At 68.6% G+C, this 21598-nt stretch carries 21 protein-coding genes; 11 read left to right on the top strand and 10 right to left on the bottom strand.

Annotated features, from left to right (window positions below):
* Window positions 1-98 precede the first annotated feature (98 nt).
* Window positions 99-1325: an FAD-binding oxidoreductase gene (locus tag WDU99_RS08745; protein WP_337332069.1), complete on the top strand. Its 1227-nt coding sequence runs from the start codon at window positions 99-101 to the stop codon at window positions 1323-1325.
* 77 nt (window positions 1326-1402) lie between these two features.
* Here WDU99_RS08745 and gndA read toward each other — a convergent pair whose 3' ends face one another.
* Together gndA and WDU99_RS08735 are read right to left on the bottom strand one after the other, a co-directional pair.
* Window positions 1403-2878, bottom strand: a complete 1476-nt coding sequence (gene gndA, locus WDU99_RS08740; protein WP_337332068.1) for an NADP-dependent phosphogluconate dehydrogenase — start codon at window positions 2876-2878, stop codon at window positions 1403-1405.
* A gap of 88 nt (window positions 2879-2966) precedes the next feature.
* Window positions 2967-3092, bottom strand: a complete 126-nt coding sequence (locus tag WDU99_RS08735; RefSeq protein ID WP_337332067.1) for a hypothetical protein — start codon at window positions 3090-3092, stop codon at window positions 2967-2969.
* A 207-nt stretch (window positions 3093-3299) separates the two neighbouring features.
* Here WDU99_RS08735 and WDU99_RS08730 point away from each other — a divergent pair, with 207 nt between their 5' ends.
* A complete protein-coding gene (locus WDU99_RS08730; RefSeq protein WP_337332066.1) occupies window positions 3300-3920 on the top strand; it encodes a 50S ribosomal protein L25/general stress protein Ctc in 621 nt (206 codons plus the stop codon).
* A gap of 95 nt (window positions 3921-4015) precedes the next feature.
* On the top strand, window positions 4016-4597 hold the full coding sequence (gene pth / locus WDU99_RS08725; RefSeq protein ID WP_337332065.1) for an aminoacyl-tRNA hydrolase: 582 nt from the start codon (window positions 4016-4018) through the stop codon (window positions 4595-4597).
* A gap of 11 nt (window positions 4598-4608) precedes the next feature.
* Here the strand turns inward: pth and WDU99_RS08720 are convergent, their stop codons facing one another.
* From WDU99_RS08720 to sdhC, 8 genes are read right to left on the bottom strand one after another with little or no spacing between them, the layout of a single operon-like run.
* The gene (locus tag WDU99_RS08720) at window positions 4609-5178 is read right to left on the bottom strand and encodes a hypothetical protein (RefSeq protein WP_337332064.1); all 570 of its coding nucleotides are present in this window, start codon (window positions 5176-5178) and stop codon (window positions 4609-4611) included.
* Between the two features lie 22 nt (window positions 5179-5200).
* Window positions 5201-6205, bottom strand: coding sequence for a tryptophan--tRNA ligase (trpS, locus tag WDU99_RS08715; RefSeq protein ID WP_337332063.1), 1005 nt, complete (start codon window positions 6203-6205; stop codon window positions 5201-5203).
* Window positions 6206-6215: 10 nt separating this feature from the next.
* Entirely contained in the window at window positions 6216-7112 is an 897-nt protein-coding gene (locus tag WDU99_RS08710) for an exodeoxyribonuclease III (protein ID WP_337332062.1), read from the bottom strand.
* 9 nt (window positions 7113-7121) lie between these two features.
* On the bottom strand, window positions 7122-8384 hold the full coding sequence (locus WDU99_RS08705; RefSeq protein WP_337332061.1) for a YihY/virulence factor BrkB family protein: 1263 nt from the start codon (window positions 8382-8384) through the stop codon (window positions 7122-7124).
* A 31-nt stretch (window positions 8385-8415) separates the two neighbouring features.
* The gene (locus WDU99_RS08700; RefSeq protein WP_337332060.1) at window positions 8416-9204 is read right to left on the bottom strand and encodes a succinate dehydrogenase iron-sulfur subunit; all 789 of its coding nucleotides are present in this window, start codon (window positions 9202-9204) and stop codon (window positions 8416-8418) included.
* On the bottom strand, window positions 9204-11030 hold the full coding sequence (sdhA, locus tag WDU99_RS08695) for a succinate dehydrogenase flavoprotein subunit (RefSeq protein WP_337332059.1): 1827 nt from the start codon (window positions 11028-11030) through the stop codon (window positions 9204-9206). Before sdhA ends, WDU99_RS08700 begins: the two co-directional genes overlap by 1 nt.
* Before the next feature lie 17 nt (window positions 11031-11047).
* The gene (locus WDU99_RS08690) at window positions 11048-11500 is read right to left on the bottom strand and encodes a succinate dehydrogenase hydrophobic membrane anchor subunit (RefSeq protein ID WP_337332058.1); all 453 of its coding nucleotides are present in this window, start codon (window positions 11498-11500) and stop codon (window positions 11048-11050) included.
* Window positions 11500-11934 carry a succinate dehydrogenase, cytochrome b556 subunit gene (gene sdhC / locus WDU99_RS08685; RefSeq protein ID WP_337332057.1) on the bottom strand — a complete coding sequence of 145 codons (435 nt, stop codon included), beginning with the start codon at window positions 11932-11934 and terminating at the stop codon, window positions 11500-11502. The genes WDU99_RS08690 and sdhC overlap by 1 nt, the downstream gene beginning before the upstream one ends.
* A gap of 149 nt (window positions 11935-12083) precedes the next feature.
* Between sdhC and WDU99_RS08680 the strand changes: the two genes are divergently transcribed.
* The 8 genes from WDU99_RS08680 to WDU99_RS08645 all read left to right on the top strand — a co-directional run bounded on the left by WDU99_RS08680 (window position 12084) and on the right by WDU99_RS08645 (window position 21547).
* On the top strand, window positions 12084-13196 hold the full coding sequence (locus WDU99_RS08680; RefSeq protein WP_337332056.1) for a mannose-1-phosphate guanylyltransferase: 1113 nt from the start codon (window positions 12084-12086) through the stop codon (window positions 13194-13196).
* Between the two features lie 154 nt (window positions 13197-13350).
* Entirely contained in the window at window positions 13351-14448 is a 1098-nt protein-coding gene (locus WDU99_RS08675) for a BMP family lipoprotein (protein ID WP_337332055.1), read from the top strand.
* A 94-nt stretch (window positions 14449-14542) separates the two neighbouring features.
* Window positions 14543-16123, top strand: a complete 1581-nt coding sequence (locus tag WDU99_RS08670; protein WP_337332054.1) for an ABC transporter ATP-binding protein — start codon at window positions 14543-14545, stop codon at window positions 16121-16123.
* On the top strand, window positions 16120-17406 hold the full coding sequence (locus WDU99_RS08665; protein ID WP_337332053.1) for an ABC transporter permease: 1287 nt from the start codon (window positions 16120-16122) through the stop codon (window positions 17404-17406). Before WDU99_RS08670 ends, WDU99_RS08665 begins: the two co-directional genes overlap by 4 nt.
* Window positions 17403-18686, top strand: coding sequence for an ABC transporter permease (locus WDU99_RS08660; protein WP_337332052.1), 1284 nt, complete (start codon window positions 17403-17405; stop codon window positions 18684-18686). The genes WDU99_RS08665 and WDU99_RS08660 overlap by 4 nt, the downstream gene beginning before the upstream one ends.
* Window positions 18687-18699: 13 nt before the next feature.
* A complete protein-coding gene (locus tag WDU99_RS08655) occupies window positions 18700-19098 on the top strand; it encodes a cytidine deaminase (RefSeq protein ID WP_337332051.1) in 399 nt (132 codons plus the stop codon).
* Window positions 19095-20435, top strand: coding sequence for a thymidine phosphorylase (locus tag WDU99_RS08650; RefSeq protein ID WP_337332050.1), 1341 nt, complete (start codon window positions 19095-19097; stop codon window positions 20433-20435). The genes WDU99_RS08655 and WDU99_RS08650 overlap by 4 nt, the downstream gene beginning before the upstream one ends.
* Window positions 20432-21547 carry an adenosine deaminase gene (locus WDU99_RS08645; protein WP_337332049.1) on the top strand — a complete coding sequence of 372 codons (1116 nt, stop codon included), beginning with the start codon at window positions 20432-20434 and terminating at the stop codon, window positions 21545-21547. Before WDU99_RS08650 ends, WDU99_RS08645 begins: the two co-directional genes overlap by 4 nt.
* Window positions 21548-21598: the final 51 nt, after the last annotated feature.

The following is a 21598-nucleotide window of genomic DNA, read 5'->3' as shown; positions in this document are numbered from 1 at the left end:
GCCTGTGAGCAGATCGAGCGTCCGGCGCACCCGACAGATCGTCCGGACGGTGCGACCGCGTGTCCGCTTGTCGGCGGCCGGGTCTATCGTCGTGAACCATGACAGATCAGATCACCGTGAAGCCGGGCTCCACCGCCGAGGTCGTCGAGGCGCTGCGCCGCGCCCGGCAGGACGATCTCGCCGTCACCGTCGTGGCCGGCGGGCACGGGCCCTGGGCGCACGCGCCGAGTGACGGCCTGCGGCTCGACCTGTCGGCGCTGACCGACATCGACGTCGACGGAACGACGGTGCGCGTCGGGGGAGGGGCGACCTGGGGTGCCGTCGCCGCGCGACTTTCCGACGAGGGCCTGGCCATCAGCTCGGGTGACACCGCCTCGGTGGGTGTCGGCGGACTCACCCTCGGCGGAGGCATCGGATGGATGACGCGACTCTGGGGACTCGCGGCCGACCAGCTGGTCGGCGCACAACTCGTGACCGCCGACGGCGAGGTGGTCGAGACCTCGGCAGACGAGCACCCCGACCTGTTCTGGGCACTGCGCGGCGGAGGCGGGAACTTCGGCGTCGTGATCCGGTTCGACTTCGCCGCACACCGACTGCCCGCCATCGTCCACGCCCGGTACACCGGCGCGGGCGATCCGGCGGCCCTGCTGCGGGCCATGCGCGATGCGATGCGCAACGCGCCGGACGCACTGACGGTGACGTACATGGATGTCCCGCCGATGGACCCCAGCGCACCGGCCGGTGCGAGCCTGGTCGCGGTGTGGGCCGGTGATGACGAAGCGCGCATGCGCGCGGCGCTCGCACCGGTGCACGAGATCGACGGCGTGGCCGCTGAGATCACGACCCCGGCGTACCGCGACATCCTCGCGGAGCTTCCGGCGCCGGCCGATCCCGATCAGCCGCCGCCGGGTTTCATCGGCGGCAACGGACTGTTCGCCTCACTCGACGATGAGCTGATCGACCGCCTGGTGACATTCCGCGCGGCGTACCCCGTGTCGGTGGTCTTCCTGCGCTCTCTGGGCGGCGCCTACGGTGCCGTGGCGCAGGACGCCACGGCGTTCCCGGCGCGTGATGCGACCTGGTTCGTCATGGCGGGCGGGTTCGACATCCCCGGCATGGTCGACGACGACACCCGCACGGCGATGGATGCCGACGCGAACAGCATCCAGCAGGGTCGCCTCGCCGAATACGGCAACTTCGTGCCCGTCGAGGCGCCAGACAGGGTGCCGGGCATGTTCGACGATGCGGCCTACGCGCGACTGCGTGAGGTGAAGGCGCAGTGGGACCCGCGCAACACGTTCCGGCGCAACCACAACATCGTCTGAGTGCGGGCTCCTTTGTGGGGCCACGCGCCCGGAGGCTCCGCGCGACGCGTCAGCGGCGGGTGGAGTGGGCGTGGGGATCAGTGGGTGTCTTCGGCTTCGATTTCGGTGCGGTTGCCGGACCAGAGGGTGTGGAAGGTGCCTGGTTTGTCGGTGCGACGGTAGGTGTGGGCGCCGAAGTAGTCGCGTTGGGCTTGGATGAGGGCGGCGGGGAGGCGGTCGGCGCGGATGCCGTCGTAGTACGACAGGGACGAGGAGAAGGCGGGGGCGGGGATGCCGGACTGGGCGGCGGCGATGACCACGCGCCGCCAGGCGGTCTGGCTGCGGGTGAGGGCCTCGGTGAAGTAGGGGGCGGCCAGCAGCACGGGCAGGTCGGGGGTGGTGGTGTAGGCGTCGGCGATGCGGTTCAGGAACTGGGCGCGGATGATGCACCCGCCGCGCCAGATCCTGCTGACGGCGGCGAGGTCGATATCCCAGCCGTACTCGGCAGCGCCCGCACGGATCTCATCGAACCCCTGGGAGTAGGCGACGATCTTCGACGCATACAGGGCCAGGCGCACATCTTCGATGAACGCGTCCTCGTCAGCGACCCCCTCCGGTCCCTGAGCGAGCGCAGCGAGACGAAGGGCGTCCGGGCCGGGCAGGTGTGCGGCGGCGGCGCGCTGTTCGGGGTGGGAGGACAGCGACCGGGCGAAGGTGGCCTCCGCGATCCCCGACACCGGCACCCCGAGGGCCAGGGCGGTCTGCACCGTCCACGCGCCGGTGCCCTTGGCGCCGGCCTGGTCGACGATGACATCCACCAGCGGCCGCCCGGTCTCGGCGTCGGTCTGGCGGAGCACCTCGGCGGTGATCTCGATCAGATACGACTCCAGCTCCCCGGTGTTCCAGTCGGCGAAGATGTCCGCGATCTGCGCGGGGGTCTTCCCGGTGCCGCGGCGGATCAGGTCATACGCCTCGGCGATCAGCTGCATGTCGGCGTACTCGATGCCGTTGTGCACCATCTTCACGAAGTGCCCCGCACCATCGGCGCCGATGTGCGTCACGCACGGCTCCCCCTCCGCCACCGCCGCAATCGAGCGGAGGATCGGACCCAACGTGACCCAGGACTCCTTCGACCCGCCGGGCATGATCGACGGGCCCAGCAGGGCGCCCTCCTCACCGCCGGAGATCCCCGCGCCGACGAAGTTGATGCCCGTCTCGCGCACCGCCTTCTCCCGACGGATCGTGTCCGGGAAGTAGGCGTTGCCGCCGTCGACGATGATGTCGCCCGGCTCGAACACCCGCACCAGCTCATCGATCACCGCATCGGTCGGCCCTCCGGCCTTGACCATGATGATCGCCGTCCGCGGGCGCTGCAGCGACGCCGCGAACTCCTCATACGAGAACGCCGGCACGAAACCCGCCTCCGGATGCGCCGCGACCAGCTCATCCGTCTTGGCCCGGGAACGGTTCAGCACCGCCACCGTGTTGCCCTCGCGGCTGGCAAGATTACGGGCCAGATTAGACCCCATCACGGCCAGGCCGACGACTCCGATGTTGGCAGATGCTTCGGGCACAGTGAACTCCTCGAGGGCAACGGGTGGATCGGTCTCAGCGTACCGTCACGCGATGCCCGGGAAGTCCGTATGACATCCGCTGCGGAGCTCAGTCCTTGCGGTAGCCCGAGCGTCCCATGGCGAAGAGCGCACCGGCGGTGGTGACGATCGCGCCAAGGGTCATGGCGCCGATCAGCCAGAGGATCGCGTGGGAGATGAAGGCGGCATCAAGCATGGCAACAGCATATCGACGTTTCCGGTACGATGGAGATGTTCCTCGGCGAGGGATGCTTCGCGCGTGCGCAGGTATCCGTAATCGACGCGGCGATGTGAGCACACTGGTCTTCATGGGCATCGTGGCTTCGCCTCCTCGTGTCCGCGTCCGAGACGCCGATCCATGACCACCGCGCGGCCCGACCGCGTGTCTGAAGGAGAACCACTCATGTCCGATGACAACAAGGTCCACGTCGACCTCCGCACCAACTTCGGCAAGGGCTTCGCCCGTCGTCTGCGCGCCGAGGGCAAGATCCCCGCGGTCATCTACGGCCACGGCACCGACCCGGTGCACGTCGCGCTGCCCGGACACCAGGTGTCGCTGATCATCCGCCGTGCCAACGCGCTGCTCGACCTCGACATCGAGGGCAAGTCGCAGCTGGTGCTCGTCAAGGACGTGCAGAAGGACCCGGTGCGCCAGATCATCGAGCACATCGACCTGCTGGTCGTGAAGAAGGGCGAGAAGGTCGCCGTCGAGGTGCCCGTCGTGCTTGTGGGCGAGTCGTTCTCGGGCACCATCGTGACCCAGGACCTCACCACCATCAAGCTCGAGGTCGAGGCGACCCACATCCCCGAGCACGTCGAGGTCAGCGTCGAGGGCCTGGAAGAGGGTGCACACATCACCGCCGGTGAGGTCACGCTGCCCAAGGGCGCGTCGCTGCTCGACGACCCCGAGGCTCTGCTCGTCGCCGTCTCGATCCCGGCCGCCGAGGTCTCCGAGGAGAACGCCGAAGAGGCCGAGACCGCTGCGGCTCCGGCCGAGTCGGCCGAGGAGGCCGCTGCGGAGTGATCCGCCGATGACATCGACGGAGGGGGCGCGAGCTGATCGCGTCCCCTTCGTCATATCCGGCTGAAGACATCAGTCGTGATTGCGAGGAGCAGAGCATGACGGCCACCTGGCTGATCGTCGGGCTGGGCAACCCCGGCCCCCGGTACGCGGCGACCCGACACAACATCGGGCAGATGGTGGTCGACGAGCTCGCCGGCCGCCGTGGTGAGCGCTTCCGTGAGCACAAGGCCGGCGCGCGCGTCGTCGAGACCTGGCTGCGGCCAGGGGGCGACAAGCTGGTTCTCGCCAAGCCCAATTCCTTCATGAACGTCTCAGGGACGCCCGTCGCGGCACTGGCGAGGTTCTACTCGGTGGACCCCGAGCGCGTGGTCGTCGTGCACGACGAGCTCGACATCCCGTTCGACAGCATCCGCATGAAGATCGGCGGCGGCCACGGCGGCCACAACGGCGTCCGCGACGTGGCGCGCACGCTCACGACGCCGGAGTTCCCCCGGGTCCGGGCCGGGATCGGGCGTCCGCCGGGGCGCCAGGATCCGGCGGACTGGGTGCTTGCGCCGTTCGGCTCGGTCGAGCAGAAGACCCTGCCGAACTTCATCGTCGACCTGGCCGACGCCGTCGAGCAGCTGGTCGACGAGGGGCTGCTCGCCGCGCAGCAGAAGCACCACTCGCGCGGCTGAGCGCTCGCGGGCTACAGCGTCCCGACCGCCGCCCCGATTCCGAGCATCACGAACACGGCGACGAAGAACAGCACAGGGCCGATCACTGCCACGACGATCGCGGCGATGCCCAGACCCCGGCCGCGGCGCCTGGCGACGGCGATGATACCCATGACCAGTGCGAGCACGCCGAGCGCCGTGCCTGCCCAGAAGGCGATCTCGGCCCAGAGCACCTGGATGCGTGCCGGCGACAGCGCGGCGAGGTCGTTCTCGAGGGTCGTGTCGACGTCGATGTACTCGACCGGCAGCAGCGCGCCGATCTGGAAGGCGAACACGGCGCCGAGGATCGGCATGACCACGGCGGCGAGCACCGCCGCGATCAGCGCGATCGCTCCGGCGCCGCGCGAGGCGGGACGTTCGGTGCTCGGGACGGTGTAGCCGCCCGCGGGCGCCGTGTATCCGCCCACGGGAACGCCGTACGCGCCGGTGGGCGGCGCATACGGCGCGGGCGGCGGAGGCGGGGGGCCGAACGGGTTCGCGGGGAACGGGCTCGAAGCGGGAGCGGTCTGCCCTGGCGCAGGAGGGGTGGGCTGATCAGTCATCTCGTCTTCCTGGAACGGGCCGTCAGACGCGGCGCAGCAGCCCGATCCTGTCGTACACATCGGCGAGGGTGGCGTCGGCCACAGCATCCGCCTTGGCCGCGTTCGCGGCCAGGATCCGGTCGAGTTCGGCGGGATCCGAGAGCAGTTCGTTCGCCCGCTCCCGAACCGGACCGAACTCGTTCACGACCACCTCGGCGAGTCCCTTCTTGAAATCGCCGTAGCCGCGGCCCGCGTACTCGTCTTCGATAGATCCCACCTGGCGGCCGGTGAGGGCGGCGTAGATGGTCAGCAGGTTGGAGACGCCGGGCTTGTTCTCGCGGTCGAAGTGCACCGAGCCCTCGTTGTCGGTGACGGCGCGCATGATCTTCTTCGCCGACTTCGCGAGGTCATCGAGCAGCCACAGCACGCCCGCGTCGCTCTCGGCCGACTTCGACATCTTCGCGGTGGGGTTCTGCAGATCGTAGATGCGGGCGGTGTCCTTCTGGATCACCGGCATCGGCACCGTGAACGTCTCTCCGAAGCGGCTGTTGAAGCGCTCCGCCAGATCGCGGGTCAGCTCGACGTGCTGCTTCTGATCGTCACCGACCGGCACGAGCTCGCTCTGGTACAGCAGGATGTCGGCGGCCATCAGCACCGGGTAGGTGAACAGCCCGACCGAGGTCGCATCCGACCCGTACCGCTGCGACTTGTCCTTGAACTGGGTCATCCGGCCGGCCTCGCCGAAGCCGGTGATCGTGCTGAGGATCCAGGCGAGTTCGGCGTGGGCGCGCACGTGCGACTGCACGTACAGCGTCGATTTCGACGGCTCGATGCCGGCGGCGATGTACTGGGCCGCGGTGCGACGCGTCTTCTCCCGCAGCTCCTCGGGCTGCTGGGGCACGGTGATCGCGTGCAGATCCACCACCGAGAAGAACGCGTCGTACGACGCCTGCATGTCACGCCACTGCAGGAGCGCCCCGATGTAGTTGCCGGCCTGGAGGGAGTCGGCGGAGGGCTGCATTCCGGAGTAGAGGCGTGGTTTCGTCACGCGTTCAATCCTATTCGTACACGTAGTCGACGATGACCGGGGCGTGGTCGCTCCAGCGCTCGGCGTAGGTCGCCGCCCTGGCTATGGAGTACCCCGTCGCGCGTGCGGCGAGCGGGGAAGTGGCCAGGTGGTAGTCGATGCGCCAGCCGCTGTCGTTGTCGAACGCCTTGCCGCGCATCGACCACCAGGTGTACGGCCCGTCGATCTCGCCGTGGTGGGCGCGCCCGATGTCGATCCAGCCGAGACCGATGCCACCGCCCTCCGTCACGTGAAGTCGCGTGTCGCTGAGCTGTCCGACCATTCCGCGCCCGATGCCCTCCTGCCCGACGACGGGTTCGCCGGTGGCTCCCAGGAAGCGGTCGAAGTAGGCGCGCTCACGCGCCAGGAAACCCGACTTCTTGACGTTGCCCCGCCAGTTCAGGATGTCAAGCGGCCGGTGGCCGACGTTGAGGTCGCCGGTGATCAGCGCGAGAGCGCCGTCGGCGCCCAGCTGGGACATGCGCTGCTCCATCGCGTCGAGGAACTTCCACTTCTCGTCCTGCTTCGGCGAGTCGGCCTCGCCGGAGTGCACGTAGGCGCTCACGACGGTGAGCGGCGTGTCACCGAGCAGGAAATCCGCCTCGAGCCAGCGGCCGGCCGAGTCGAAGTCGTCGCTCCCGAGAGCGGTGCGCGACGCGAGCGCCGGCTCGCGGCTCACGACGGCGACGCCGGCGCGGCCCTTCGCCGTGGCGGCGTCGTGCAGGATCGACCACCCGGGGAACGCCGCTTCGAGATGCTCATCAGCCCCACGCACCTCCTGCACGGTCAGGATGTCGACATCGGCGGCGTCGAGCCAGCTGTGCAGCCCGTTGCGCACCGCCGCCCTGATCCCGTTGACGTTGACCGAGGCGATACGCAGATGAGGCATGCAACCAGCCTAACGACCGGTGCGGACACTCACGCTCCCGCGCTTCTTCGGCGCCGGCGGGGTGGCATCCTCGACCTGGCGCAGCTCCTCCTGCGCATCACGCACCGCGCGCTCCGCCGCCCACCGTCGGTACCACGGCGCCGTCTCGCGCTCGTCAACGGCGGTGCGCAGCCGAACCTGCGCGGCCAGCAGCAGGGCCTTGTGCTCGGCGGCGAGGCGGTCGGCCTCGGTCTGAGGGATGAGTGCGACATGCTTGTCGGATGCGGCCACCGCGATCCACGAGGCCGAGACCAGCAGCACGATGCCGATCAGCCGGAACCACAGCAGCAGCACGATGAAGACCGTGAACGTCACGAGCAGGGGGTTGGTCGGCGAGTAGCTGAGGAACAGACCGAAGCCCAGCTGGAGCAGAGTGGTCGCGCTCGCGCCGAGCAGGGCACCGGGCAGGATGCGCCGCCAGGTGAGGCTCGTGCCCGTCAGGAAGCGGAACAGCCCGGCCAGGAGCGCGGTGTTGATGCCGTACAGGATCAGCACCGTGACCGCGCGCACGATGAAGCCGAACAGCGCTGACGATTCACTCATGCCGATGATCTCGAACACGAGGCTCAGCGCCCAGGTGCCCAGCGTCCCCAGCATCGTGCCGAGAACCAGACCCGCACCGAACACGATGGCCGCCAGCAGGTCGAGAGACTTCAGCAGGATGTAGTTGCGCCGATCGGGCGCGATCCCGAAGACACCGCGCACCGCGCGGCGCGCGAACGAGATCGCGCCGATCGCGGTCCATATCAGCGTGCCGAGCGCGATCGCACCGGTGATCGTCAGGCCGACGCTGTTGCGGGTCGTGATGGTCAGCACGTCTTCCCGTGTCGCGATGCCGTTCTCGCCGATGATGCCGGGGATGTAGTCGTTGATGACGTTGATCAGTGCGTCCACGGCGGCCACATCGCTGCCGAGCCAGACCCCGACCACTGCGAAGGCGACGTACACGGCCGCGAACGTCGCGAACAGCGTCTGGTAACTGACTCCGGCGGCGAGCAGGAAGCCCTCGTGCTGCAGGAAGTTGCGCCACACGCGCACGGGGAACAGCGCCAGCGTCTTGCGGGTCAGGGTCGTCGCACGCGCGATCGGCACATCGAAGCGCTCGCGGAGGCTCTCCTGCGTCGCCTCCCAGCGCGCTCGGAGATCCTGCTCCTCGCGCGCGGCTCGCGCCGCGAGGCCACGTCGCTCACGCGCGCTGCCTCGCGTCGTCTCTGCTGACTCGCTCTCGGTCACGAACCCAGAGTAGCGAGCCGGTCAGCGTCGCTCAGGCACCGCCGCGCAGCACCGCCTGCTTGACCTCGGCGATCGCCTTGGTGACCTCGATGCCGCGCGGGCACGCCTCGGTGCAGTTGAAGGTCGTGCGGCAGCGCCACACGCCCTCCTTGTCGTTGAGGATGTCAAGACGCACGTCTCCGGCGTCGTCACGCGAGTCGAAGATGAAGCGGTGCGCGTTGACGATCGCGGCCGGGCCGAAGTACTGGCCATCGGTCCAGAAGATGGGGCACGACGAGGTGCAAGCGGCGCACAGGATGCACTTGGTCGTGTCGTCGAAGATCGCGCGGTCGGCGATGGACTGCACGCGCTCCTTGCCCTTCTCGGGCGTCGAGTTCGCGATCAGGAAGGGCTGCACCTCGCGGTAGGAGGCGAAGAACGGCTCCATGTCGACGATGAGGTCCTTCTCGAGCGGCAATCCCTTGATCGCCTCGACGTAGATCGGCTTCGAGATGTCGAGGTCCTTGATCAGCGTCTTGCAGGCGAGGCGGTTGCGACCGTTGATGCGCATGGCGTCGGAACCGCAGATGCCGTGAGCGCACGAGCGGCGGAAGCTCAGCGAGCCGTCGACCTCCCACTTGATCTTGTGCAGCGCGTCGAGCACGCGGTCGGTGGCGTACAGCTCGACGTCGTAATCGACCCAGCGCGGCTCCTCGTCGACCTCGGGGTCGAAGCGACGGATGTTGAACGTGACGAGGAACGACTGGACCCCGGAGTCGGATGCCGCGTCGGCGGCTTCGGCCTGGCCGGTGGTCTCTGCCTCGACGACTGCGGTGGACATCAGTACTTCCTCTCCATCGGCGGGTAGTTGAACTCGCCCTTGTCGTTCTTCGTGAAGACGACGGGCTTCCAGTCCAGCTTGATGTGATCGGCCGGGGTCGACGAGTGCGGGTCGCCGGTAAGGTAAGCCATCGTGTGCTTCATGTAGTTCTCGTCGTCGCGGTTCGGGAAATCGTCGCGCATGTGGCCGCCGCGGCTCTCCTCGCGGTTCTGTGCGGCGTACACGACGACCTCGGCGATGTCGAGCAGGAAGCCCAGCTCGACGGCCTCGAGCAGATCGGTGTTGAACCGTCGGCCCTTGTCGTCGACGTGGACGTTCTTGTAGCGCTCGCGCAGCTCCTTGATGACGCCCAGCACGTGCTCGAGCGAGTCGTGCGTGCGGAAGACCTGCGCGCCCTTGTCCATCTCGTCCTGCAGCTTCTTGCGCAGCACGGCGATGCGCTCGGTGCCCTGGTTGTTGCGCAGGCCCTCGATCATGTCGCCCACGAACCCGGCGGGGTTCTCGGGCAGCGGCACGAACTCGGCGGTCTTGACGAACTCGACCGCGTTGCGGCCGGCCCGCTTGCCGAACACGTTGATGTCGAGCAGCGAGTTGGTGCCCAGACGGTTCGAGCCGTGCACCGAGACGCAGGCGCACTCGCCGGCGGCGTACAGGCCGGGCACCACTGTGGTGTTGTCGGCCAGCACCTCGGCGTCGTTGTTGGTGGGGATGCCGCCCATCGCATAGTGGGCGGTGGGCATCACCGGCACGGGCTCGACGACAGGGTCGACACCGAGATAGGTGCGCGCGAACTCGGTGATGTCGGGCAGCTTGGTCTCGAGCACCTCGGCACCGAGGTGGGTGCAGTCCAGATACACGTAGTCCTTGTGCGGACCGGCGCCGCGACCCTCCGCGACCTCCTGCACCATGCTGCGCGCGACGATGTCGCGCGGGGCGAGGTCCTTGATCGTGGGGGCGTAGCGCTCCATGAAGCGCTCACCCGAGGCGTTGCGCAGGATCGCGCCCTCACCGCGCGCACCCTCGGTGAGGAGGATGCCGAGGCCAGCGAGACCGGTGGGATGGAACTGGAAGAACTCCAGGTCCTCGAGCGGCAGGCCCTTGCGCCACACGATGCCGACGCCGTCTCCGGTGAGGGTGTGCGCGTTGGAGGTGGTCTTGAAGATCTTGCCGAATCCGCCGGTGGCGAAGATGACGGCCTTCGACTGGAACACGTGCAGCTCGCCAGTGGCGAGGTCGTAGGCGACGACGCCTGCGACCTGGGTGGCACCCGCGTCGTCCTTCACCGTGATCAGGTCGAGCACGTAGAACTCGTTGAAGAAGTTGATGCCGAGCTTGACGCAGTTCTGGAACAGGGTCTGCAGGATCATGTGACCGGTGCGGTCCGCGGCGTAACACGCGCGGCGCACGGGGCTCTTGCCGTGTTCAGCGGTGTGTCCGCCGAAGCGGCGCTGGTCGATCTTGCCGTCCGGGGTGCGGTTGAACGGCAGGCCCATGTTCTCGAGGTCGATGACCGCGTCGATGGCCTCCCTGGCGAGGATCTCGGCGGCGTCCTGGTCGACGAGGTAGTCGCCGCCCTTGACGGTGTCGTAGGTGTGCCACTCCCAGTTGTCGTCCTCGACGTTGGCGAGCGCCGCTGCCATGCCGCCCTGTGCCGCACCGGTGTGCGAACGCGTGGGGTACAGCTTCGAGATCACCGCCGTCTTCGCGCCCGGTCCGGCTTCGATCGCGGCGCGCATGCCGGCGCCGCCGGCGCCGACGATCACGATGTCGAACTGGTGGTAGTGCACGCCGTCGCGGACGACGGAATCCTGGGTCTCAGTAGTCACTTGTCGTTGCTCTCTTGTCAGTTCGGGAAGATGCCCTGGGCGGCGCAGACCTCTTCGAGTGCGCTGCCCTCGGTCAGGCCGAGGCAGGGATCGAAGGTGAAGACGACCAGGGTGCCGAGGATGATGAGCAGGGCCGCAGCCAGGCCGACCGCCCACACGAGCGTCTTGCGCGCCCTCTCGTTGGTGACGTAGTCGTTCACGATGGTGCGCATGCCGTTCGCGCCGTGGATCAGCGCGAGCCAGAGCATCAGCACGTCCCACCACTGCCAGAACGGGGTGGCGAACTTCCCCGCGACGAAGCCGAAGTCCAGGGCGCGGATGCCGTCGCCGAGCATCAGGTTCACGAACAGGTGGCCGAAGATCAGCACGACGAGGATGACGCCGGAGCCGCGCATGAACAGCCAGCCCCACTTCTCGAGGTTGATGCCGCGCTGGCGGCGGGCGGCGGGCACAGCGGTCTGGGCGGACATCAGTGACCCCCTCCGAATCCGGCGAACGCGAGCGCGAGGTGGCGCGGCACGAAGCCGGCCATCACCACCGCCCACAGCCCGAGGACGATCCAGAACATCTGGCGCTGGTACCGCGCGCCCTTCGTCCAGAAGTCGACGAGGATGATGCGCAGGCCGTTGAGGGCGTGGTAGGCGATGCCGGCGACCAGCACGACCTCGCCGAACGCCATGACGGGGTTCTTGTAGGTGCCGATGACCGCGTCGTACGCCTCCGGCGAGACCCGGATGAGCGCCGTGTCGAGCACGTGCACCAGCAGGAAGAAGAAGATGGCGACGCCGGTGATGCGGTGCAGCACCCACGACCACATGCCTTCTCGCCCCCGGTAGAGCGTTCCGCGCGGAGACTTCGAGGTGGTCTCCGAAATCGACGGTGTCAAGCGTGTGCTCGTGGACACGTCGTCCTCCCTGATCGATGAGATGTCGGGTGCGTGCGTCAGGGCACGCCCGGCCGTCTCCATCCTATTCCTGTCAGAACGCTGGGTGCGACGAAGGCGACCCTTAGCGCGTCTTCGGCGGCGGACGGCGGGCGGATAGGTTGGATGCCATGGGCAGAATCGATGACTTCTACGCGGTGATCCCGGCCGGCGGCATCGGCAGCCGGCTGTGGCCGCTCTCCCGCGCGGACGCGCCGAAGTTCCTGCACGATCTGACCGGCTCCGGTCACTCGCTGCTGCGCGACACCTGGGATCGGCTCGTGCCGCTGGCGGGCGAGGGGCGCATCGCCGTGGTCACCGGGCGTGCGCACCGCGCCGCCGTGGAGGATCAGCTGCCGGGCATCCCGGATGAGAACGTCATCCTCGAATCCGAACCGCGCGAGTCGGCGGCGGCCATCGGCCTCGCCGCGGCGATCCTGCACCGGCGCGACCCCGATGTGATCATCGGCTCGTTCAGCGCCGACCATGTCATCCGCGGCACGCAGGTGTTCGAATGGGCGGTGCAGCAAGCGGTGCAGGTGGCGCGCCAGGGCTACATCGTGACGATCGGCATCCCGCCCACCGAGCCCTCCGTCGGGTTCGGCTACATCAAGCGCGCCGAGGAGATCGTGGTGGAGGGCGCTCCCGAGGCGACGCTGGTCGAGCGTTTCGTCGAGAAGCCCGACCTCGAGACGGCCCGCGAGTACGCAGCCGATCGCGACTACCTGTGGAACGCGGGCATGTTCATCGCGAAGGCGAGTGTGCTGCTCGACGAGCTCGCGGCGAACGAGCCCGAGCTGCACGCGGGCCTGCTCGAACTCGCCGAGGCGTGGGACGACCGCGACCTCCGCGGTCCGGCGGTCGACCGCATCTGGCCGTCGCTGAAGAAGGTGGCCATCGACTACGCGGTCGCCGAGCCGGCCGCCGAGCGGGGGCACCTCGCGGTGATCCCCGGTCACTTCGACTGGGACGACGTCGGCGACTTCGCCTCGCTCACCAAGCTCATCACGCACGGCCGCAAGAACGACCTCGCCGTGCTCGGTCCGCGGGCGCGCGTGCTCTCGGATGCCGCCAGCGGAATCCTGGTCAGTCAGACCAGCCGCGTGATCAGCCTGGTCGGCGTGCGGGACATCGTGGTCGTCGACACCGACGACGCGCTGCTGGTGACGACCGTGGAGCACGCACAGCGCGTGAAGGGCGTGGTGGAGTCGCTGAAGCTGACCGGTCGCGGCGACGTGCTCTGAGTCGCCTGGTCGGATGTCCGTGCGCATCGCGCGGTCATCATTGCAGATCTGTAACCTTTCGCGAGCACATCCCCGCCGAGGGTGCGCAGAGCGCGTAACAGTAGGTAATCTCGATCGATCCGCGATGTCCGCGGAACCGTTCAGGGAGGCACGAGTGTCCATCTCCATCACCAAGAAGCTGCTCGGCGCGACGGTCGCTGCCGGCGTCGTCCTCAGCCTGGCCGCGTGTGGTCAGGCCCCCACCGACACCCCTGCGGGAGACGGGGGAGGCGAAGCGCTCGACTTCCTGCCCTGCATCGTCTCCGACCAGGGTGGATTCGACGACAAGTCGTTCAACCAGCTGTCGTTCGAAGGCGCCAAGAAGGCTGCTGACGAGCTCGGCGTCGAGCTGAAGGACGTGCAGTCCAATGCCGAGACCGAGTACGGCCCCAACATGACCAACCTGGTCAGCGAGGGCTGCAACGCCATCGTCGCCGTCGGCTTCGCCCTCTCGGCCGCGACCGTCGAGGCCGCCACCGCCAACCCCGACATCGACTTCATCCTGGTCGACGACGCCGCCGACAACGACTTCGACGGCACCAAGGACGCCGAGAACATCAAGCCGCTGCTCTACGACACCGCCCAGGCCGCGTTCCTGGCGGGTTACCTGGCAGCCGGCTACTCGGAGACCGGCAAGGTCGGCACCTACGGCGGCATGGAGTTCCCGACCGTGACGATCTTCATGGACGGCTTCCTGCAGGGCGTCAACCACTACAACGAGGTCAAGGGCGATGACGTCGAGGTCGTCGGCTGGGACGGCACGACCGGCTCGTTCACCGGCGGCTTCGAGGCCAACCCCGACGCCAAGCAGGTCGCGGTCAACATCCTCAACCAGGGTGTCGACGTGATCCTGCCCGTCGGCGGCCCGATCTACCAGTCGGCCCAGCAGGCGATCAAGGAGTCCGGCAAGGACATCGCCCTGATCGGCGCCGACGCCGACCTGTTCGTCACCGACCCCAGCACTGCCGACATCGTGCTGACCTCGGTGCTCAAGGCCATGGACCTGTCGACCTACCAGGCGGTGCTGTCCAGCGGCAACGACGAGTTCGACGCCGAGGCGTACATCGGCACCCTCGAGAACGAGGGCGTCGGGATCGCCGACCTGCACAACTTCGCCGACAAGGTCGACGCGGAGCTGCAGGACGAGGTCACCCAGCTGCGTCAGGACATCATCGACGGCACCGTCGAGGTCACCTCGTACCTGAACAACTGATGCCATGGGATCGGGGAGGTCGGCGGACGCCGGCCTCCCCGATTCTGCCTGTCGGGCCCTCCCGCACAGGACGGCGCCTGAATAGGATCAACACATGAAGCTTGAACTGCGCGGCATCACGAAGAGGTTCGGCGCGCTGACGGCCAACGACCACATCGATCTCACCGTCGAGGCAGGGGAGATCCACTGCCTGCTCGGCGAGAACGGTGCCGGCAAGTCGACCCTGATGAACGTGCTCTACGGTCTCTACCAGGCCGATGAGGGCGAGATCCTGCTCGATGATGTCGAGCAGAACTTCGCGGGACCCGGCGACGCGATGGCCGCCGGCATCGGCATGGTGCACCAGCACTTCATGCTCATCCCGGTGTTCACCGTCGCCGAGAACGTCATGCTCGGTCATGAGCAGACCACATTCGGCGGACGTCTCGACATCGCCGCCGCCCGTGCGAAGGTGCGCGAGATCTCCGACCGGTTCGGATTCCACGTCGACCCCGACGCCCTCGTCGAGGACCTGCCGGTCGGCGTGCAGCAGCGCGTCGAGATCATCAAGGCGCTCTCGCGCGAGGCGCGGGTGCTCGTCTTCGACGAGCCGACCGCGGTGCTGACCCCGCAGGAGACCGACGAGCTGATGGCGACGATGCGTCAGCTCAAGGAGCAGGGCACCTCGATCGTGTTCATCACGCACAAGCTGCGCGAGGTCCGCGAGGTCGCCGACCGCATCACCGTCATCCGGCTCGGCAAAGTCGTCGGCGAGGCCGAGCCCACGGCATCCAACGCCGAACTGGCCTCGCTCATGGTCGGCCGCGCCGTCGAGCTCACCGTCAGCAAGGACGAGCCGACGCTGCGCGACAACGGCCTCGTCGTCACTGACCTGACCGTCGCCGACGAGGCGGGCACCGTCACCGTCGACGGAGCGAGCTTCGAGGTGCGGGGAGGCGAGGTGCTGGCGATCGCCGGCGTGCAGGGCAACGGCCAGACCGAGCTCACCGAGGCGATCATGGGTCTTCAGCATGACGTGCACGGCAGCATCCGCCTCGACGGGCAGGAGCTGGTGGGCCGCTCGGTGCGGCACATCCTCGAGGCCGGCGTCGGCTTCGTCCCCGAGGACCGCAGCGTCGACGGTCTGGTGAAGGAGTTCTCCATCTCGGAGAATCTGATGCTCGACCGCTCGTACGGCAAGCCGTTCGTCGTCGCCGGCGCCGTGCAGCGAGGCCTTCTGGAGACCTTCGCCCACGACAAGATCGCCGAGTTCGACATCCGCACACAGGGACCGACGCAGTCCGCCGGACGTCTGTCGGGCGGCAACCAGCAGAAGGTGGTGCTGGCCCGCGAGCTGAGCCGCGATCTCTCGCTGTTCGTCGCGGCGCAGCCGACCCGCGGTGTCGATGTCGGATCGATCGAGTTCATCCACAAGCGCATCGTCGAGACCCGCGACGCCGGCGTGCCGGTGATCCTCGTCTCCACCGAACTCGACGAGGTCTCGGCGCTCGCCGACCGCGTCCTGGTCATGTACCGCGGGCGGATCGTCGGGATCGTGCCCGGCGACACCTCGCGCGAGGTGCTGGGTCTGATGATGGCCGGCATGAACGAGTCGGACGCAGCCGCCGAGAGCGTCACCGCACGGCCCTCCGCCGACCAGAACCCCTCCGCCGACCAGAACGGAGAGATCGCATGAGTGTCACGCAGACACCTGGTCCGCTCGCCGAGCCCGAGACGAAGATCGCACCCTCGCGCTGGCAGGTCACCCTGCAGGCGATCGTGCACGGTAACGGGATCATCTCGCTGCTCGCGGTGCTGATCGCGGTGGTCGTCGGCTCGATCATGATCGCCGCCACCGACGAGGACGTGCAGGCCGCGGCCGGATACTTCTTCGCGCAGCCCGCAGACACGTTCGTCGCCATCTGGGAGTCGGTGTCCGGCGCGTACGCCGCACTGTTCCGCGGCGCGATCTACAACTACAACGCCGACTCGTTCGCCGCCGGCATCCGACCCCTCACCGAGACGCTGAAGTTCGCGACGCCGCTGATCGCGGCCGGCCTCGGCGTCGGGCTCGCCTTCCGGGCCGGTCTGTTCAACATCGGCGGTCAGGGGCAGATGCTGATGGCCGCCGCAGCGGCCGGCTACGTCGCCACCACGATGAACCTGCCGATCGTGCTTCACCTGATCGTCGCAGTGATCGCCGGTATGGTCGCTGCAGCGGTCTGGGGCGGGATCGCCGGATATCTGAAGGCGCGCACCGGGGCGCACGAGGTGATCACGACGATCATGCTCAATCACATCGCGTTCTACCTGCTGGCCTGGATGCTCGCCACGCAGGGGCTGCTGCAGGCGCCGGGCTCGAGCAACCCCAAGACGGCCCCCATGCCGGAGACGGCGCAGCTGCCGCTGATCCTCGGCCCGGGGTACAAGCTGCACGCCGGCTTCCTGCTCGCGCTGATCGCGGTCGCGTTCACCTGGTGGCTGCTGGAGCGCTCGGCGCTCGGGTTCCGGTTCCGCGCGGTCGGAGAGAACCCCGCGGCAGCGCGTGTCGCCGGAATCGACGTCGGGCGGATGTACTTCGTCGTGATGCTCATCGCCGGTGCGCTGGTCGGCATCGCCGGCATCAGCCAGGTGCTGGGCACCGAGGTGAACGGATTCAGCGGTGGCATCGACGCCGGCATCGGCTTCGACGCCATCACCGTCGCGCTGCTCGGGCGCTCCTCGCCACTGGGCATCCTCGGCGCAGGTCTGCTGTTCGGGGCGTTCAAGACGGGTGGCTTCACCATGCAGTCATCGCAGGGCATCCCGGTGGAGATCATCCTCGTCGTGCAGTCCCTGATCGTGCTGTTCATCGCCGCGCCGCCGCTGGTGCGCGCCATGTTCGGGCTTCCGCAGCCCGGTCGCCCGTCGCGGCGCAGCAAGCGCGCCGCAGCCAAGCGTCGCTCGCAGAAGGCCGAAGGAACGGAGGTGTCGGCATGACCGTCACCGCTCCCATCAACGACGCGCAGATCGAGGAGCCGCGCCGCGTCGCCGTCGTCTCGTGGAAGACGCCGATCATCTTCGGCCTGTTCACGGTGCTGTTCGCGCTGCTGCCGCTGCTGGTCCCGCGCGAGGGGGTGACCACGTTCCGGCTCGCCGAGGGCAACGCGGCCATCCCGGTGCCCGATGTGGTGCTGCCGTCCACGGTCACCGCGTGGGTCGCCGTCGTGCTGCTCGCGGTGTGCACCGTCGTCGCCGCGCTCGCGGTGCGCAGCCACCGCAAGATCTCGCTGTGGCTGATCGTCGCCTACGTGGCCGTGCTGCTGATCGGCTTCCTCGCCTGGGCTGCGGCTGGGGCGACCCTGCCGATGATCGGCCTGCTCGCCGGTGCGCTGGCGCTGGCCACCCCGCTGATCTACGGTGCTCTCGGTGGCGTCATCGGCGAGCGTGCCGGCGTCGTCAACATCGCGATCGAGGCGCAGCTGCTCGCCGGAGCGTTCACCGCGGCGGTCGCCGCATCGCTGGCCGGCACGCCGTGGGCCGGACTGGTCGCCGCCATGGCCGCCGGTGTTCTCGTCGCACTGGTGCTCGGCGTCTTCACGATCACGTACTACGTGAACCAGATCATCGTCGGCGTGGTGCTGAACGTGCTGGTGGTGGGCCTCACGACCTTCCTGTTCCGTCAGGTGCTCGCACCGAACACCGAGACGCTGAACAGCCCGGAGACCTTCCCGGTGATCCCCATCCCGGTGCTCGGCGAGATCCCGGTGATCGGGCCGATCCTGTTCCAGCAGTCGCTCATCGTGTATCTGATGTACGCGGTCGTCGCACTCGTCGCGTTCTCGCTGTACCGCACCCGCTGGGGGCTGCGCCTGCGCGCCGTGGGCGAGCACCCGCAGGCGGCCGACACCGTGGGCATCAAGGTCGCGGCCACGCGCTATCGCGCGGTGCTGCTGGCCGGAGCGGTCGCGGGCATGGGCGGTGCTTTCTACACGCTCGTGTCGGTGCCGAGGTTCAACCAGGAGATGACAGCGGGGGCGGGCTTCATCGCCCTCGCCGCGGTGATCTTCGGAAAGTGGGATCCGATCCGCGCGACGCTGGCGGCGCTGCTGTTCGGCTTCGCGACCAACCTGCAGGGCGTGCTCAGCGTGATCGGATCGCCGGTGCCCAGCCAGTTCATGCTGATGCTGCCGTACGTCGTGACGATCTTCGCGGTGGCCGGACTGGTCGGACGCTCGCGTCCGCCCGCCGCTGACGGCGAACCGTACATCAAGTCATAGGAGAGACACGCAGATGACCGACATCGACTGGGACGAGCTGCGACAGGTCGCCACCGAGTCCATGCAGAAGGCGTACGCGCCGTATTCGCGCTACAAGGTAGGTGCGGCGGCGCTGGTCGGCGACGGGCGCGTCGTCGCCGGATGCAACGTCGAGAACGCTTCGTACGGGGTGACGCTGTGTGCCGAATGCGCCCTGATCGGCGACCTGCACATGTCGGGAGGGGGCAAGCTCGTCGCCTTCGTCTGCGTGAACGGCGAGGGCCAGACGATCATGCCGTGCGGTCGCTGCCGTCAGCTGCTCTCGGAGCACGCGATGCCCGGGATGCTGCTGGAGACCGTGGCCGGCATCCGCACGATCGACGAGGTGCTGCCCGACCGGTTCGGGCCCGCCGACCTGGAGGACGTGCGATGAGCGCCGAACAGACCGCGACCGAGGCGTTCGACGCGATCGACGTCATCCGCGCCAAGCGCGACGGCGGGGCGGTGCCCGAGCCGGCGCTGCGCTGGATGGTCGATGCGTACACCCGCGGCTACGTGTCCGATGCCCAGATGGCCTCGTTCGCGATGGCGGTCTTCCAGCGCGGCATGCAGCGCGACGAGATCAGGGTGCTCACCGACGCGATGATCGCCTCGGGGGAGCGGATGAGCTTCGCCGCGCTCGGCAAGCGCACCGTCGACAAGCACTCCACCGGCGGTGTGGGTGACAAGATCACGCTGCCGCTGGCCCCGCTGGTCGCCGTGTTCGGGGTCGCCGTTCCGCAGCTGAGCGGCCGCGGTCTCGGTCACACCGGCGGCACGCTCGACAAGCTGGAGTCGATCCCCGGCTGGCGCGCCGCGCTGTCGAACGACGAGATGTTCGCGCAGCTGCAGGGCGAGGTCGGTGCGGTGATCTGCGCCGCGGGTTCGGGGCTGGCCCCGGCCGACAAGAAGCTCTATGCGCTGCGCGACGTGACCGGCACCGTCGAGGCGGTCCCGCTGATCGCCTCGAGCATCATGTCGAAGAAGATCGCCGAGGGCACCGACGCACTGGTGCTGGACGTGAAGTTCGGCAACGGCGCCTTCATGCAGGACATCGACCGCGCCCGTGAGCTCGCGCGCACGATGGTCGAGCTCGGCACCGACTCGGGCGTGGCGACCACCGCGCTGCTGACCGACATGAACGCGCCGCTCGGCCGCGCGATCGGAAACGCCAACGAGGTGCGGGAGTCGGTCGAGGTGCTCGCCGGTGGTGGGCCCGGCGACGTGCGTGAGCTGACCATGGCGCTGGCCCGCGAGATGCTGGCCCTGGCCGGGCAGCCGGATGCCGACGTCGAGGCCGCCCTCGACGATGGGCGGGCCATGGACCGCTGGAACGCGATGATCCGCGCGCAGGACGGCGACCCTGAGGCCGCGCTGCCCATCGCGCGCGAGACCCACGTGGTCACCGCGGACCGCGACGGCGTCGTCACCCGCATGGACGCGCTGCCGTTCGGAATCGCCGCCTGGCGCCTTGGTGCCGGCCGCGCGCGGGCGGAGGATGCCGTCATCCACGCTGCGGGCATCGACCTGGCCGTCAAGCCGGGCGAGACTGTCACCGCGGGACAGCCGCTGTTCACGCTGTCGGCCGACGACGAGGGGCGCTTCGCCCGCGCGCTGGACGCGCTCGAGGGCGCCTTCGCCATCGAGGACGCTTCGACGGGCTCGGCAGCCCACGTGGAAGCGCGGCCCATCGTGCGTGAGCGGATCACCGCGGAGGGGACGGCATCATGACCGCCGACCAGTACGCCGATCGCAGGGTTCAGGGCCTGTCGCTGCGAGACCTCCCGAAGATCTCGCTGCACGACCACCTCGACGGGGGAGTGCGCCCCGCGACCATCCTCGAGCTCGCGGCCGAGACCGGTGTGCCGACGCCGGCGAACGAGGTGCGGCAGCTGCGTCGCTGGTTCGCCGAGCAGGCCGATTCGGGATCGCTGACCGAGTACCTGAAGACCTTCGATCTGGTCACCGCGGTCATGCAGACCGAAGAGGCGCTGACCCGCATCGCGCGGGAGTACGTCGTCGACCTCGCCCGTGACGGCGTGATCTACGGCGAGGTGCGATGGGCGCCCGAACAGCACCTGACCGGTGGGCTCACGCTCGCCCAGGCCGTCGACGCCGTGCAGCGCGGCATCGAGCAGGGCGAGGACGAGGCGGATGCGGCAGGCGACAGCATCCGCGTCGCGCAGCTCCTCTCCGCGATGCGGCACAACGACCGCGCGCGCGAGGTCGCCGAGCTCGCCGTCGCCTTCCGTGAGCGCGGCGTGGTCGCGTTCGACATCGCCGGGCCCGAGGACGGCTTCCCGGCCTCGCAGCACCGCGAGACCTTCGACTACCTCGCCGCGGAGTTCTTCCCGGTGACCGTGCACGCCGGTGAGGCGGCGGGGCCGGCATCCATCCGCTCCGCGCTCGTCGACGGGCGCGCGCTGCGGCTGGGGCACGGCGTGCGCATCGCCGAAGACCTGCAGATCATCGAGCAGGAGGGCGACGAGGTGCAGGTGCAGTTCGGCGACCTCGCCCGGTGGGTGCGCGATCGCGAGATCCCGCTCGAGCTGTCGCCGTCGTCGAACCTGCAGACCGGCGCGATCGCCCGCTGGGGTGACGAACTCGCCGATCACCCCTTCGATCTGCTGTACCAGCTGGGCTTCTCGGTGACCGTCAACACCGACAATCGCACGATGAGCGGCACGACGCTCACCCGCGAGCTCGGTCTTCTGGTTGACGCCTTCGACTACGACCTCGACGACCTCGAGACGTTCCAGTTCAATGCGGCCTCGGCCGCGTTCCTGCCGGTCGAGGAGCGCGAAGAGCTCGTGGAGATGATCGCCGAGGGCTTCGAGCGCTGAGTCAGCCCAGACCCTCGTGATCCACATCCCGCGTGCGCTCGTCGTGAGCGC

This window comes from Microbacterium bandirmense (assembly GCF_037204185.1).
Taxonomy (GTDB): domain Bacteria; phylum Actinomycetota; class Actinomycetes; order Actinomycetales; family Microbacteriaceae; genus Microbacterium; species Microbacterium bandirmense.
This window is presented reverse-complemented; position numbering and strand designations above follow the sequence as displayed.

Bases quoted from the DNA above. Each gene is read 5' to 3' on its own strand.
- WDU99_RS08745 (WP_337332069.1), top strand. From the start codon at position 99: ATGACAGATCAGATCACCGTGAAGCCGGGCTCCACCGCCGAGGTCGTC.
- WDU99_RS08735 (WP_337332067.1), bottom strand. From the start codon at position 3,092: ATGCTTGATGCCGCCTTCATCTCCCACGCGATCCTCTGGCTGATCGGC.
- WDU99_RS08730 (WP_337332066.1), top strand. From the start codon at position 3,300: ATGTCCGATGACAACAAGGTCCACGTCGACCTCCGCACCAACTTCGGC.
- pth (WP_337332065.1), top strand. From the start codon at position 4,016: ATGACGGCCACCTGGCTGATCGTCGGGCTGGGCAACCCCGGCCCCCGG.
- WDU99_RS08720 (WP_337332064.1), bottom strand. From the start codon at position 5,178: ATGACTGATCAGCCCACCCCTCCTGCGCCAGGGCAGACCGCTCCCGCT.
- WDU99_RS08710 (WP_337332062.1), bottom strand. From the start codon at position 7,112: ATGCCTCATCTGCGTATCGCCTCGGTCAACGTCAACGGGATCAGGGCG.
- WDU99_RS08700 (WP_337332060.1), bottom strand. From the start codon at position 9,204: ATGTCCACCGCAGTCGTCGAGGCAGAGACCACCGGCCAGGCCGAAGCC.
- WDU99_RS08690 (WP_337332058.1), bottom strand. From the start codon at position 11,500: ATGTCCGCCCAGACCGCTGTGCCCGCCGCCCGCCGCCAGCGCGGCATC.
- WDU99_RS08680 (WP_337332056.1), top strand. From the start codon at position 12,084: ATGGGCAGAATCGATGACTTCTACGCGGTGATCCCGGCCGGCGGCATC.
- WDU99_RS08670 (WP_337332054.1), top strand. From the start codon at position 14,543: ATGAAGCTTGAACTGCGCGGCATCACGAAGAGGTTCGGCGCGCTGACG.
- WDU99_RS08665 (WP_337332053.1), top strand. From the start codon at position 16,120: ATGAGTGTCACGCAGACACCTGGTCCGCTCGCCGAGCCCGAGACGAAG.
- WDU99_RS08660 (WP_337332052.1), top strand. From the start codon at position 17,403: ATGACCGTCACCGCTCCCATCAACGACGCGCAGATCGAGGAGCCGCGC.
- WDU99_RS08655 (WP_337332051.1), top strand. From the start codon at position 18,700: ATGACCGACATCGACTGGGACGAGCTGCGACAGGTCGCCACCGAGTCC.
- WDU99_RS08650 (WP_337332050.1), top strand. From the start codon at position 19,095: ATGAGCGCCGAACAGACCGCGACCGAGGCGTTCGACGCGATCGACGTC.
- WDU99_RS08645 (WP_337332049.1), top strand. From the start codon at position 20,432: ATGACCGCCGACCAGTACGCCGATCGCAGGGTTCAGGGCCTGTCGCTG.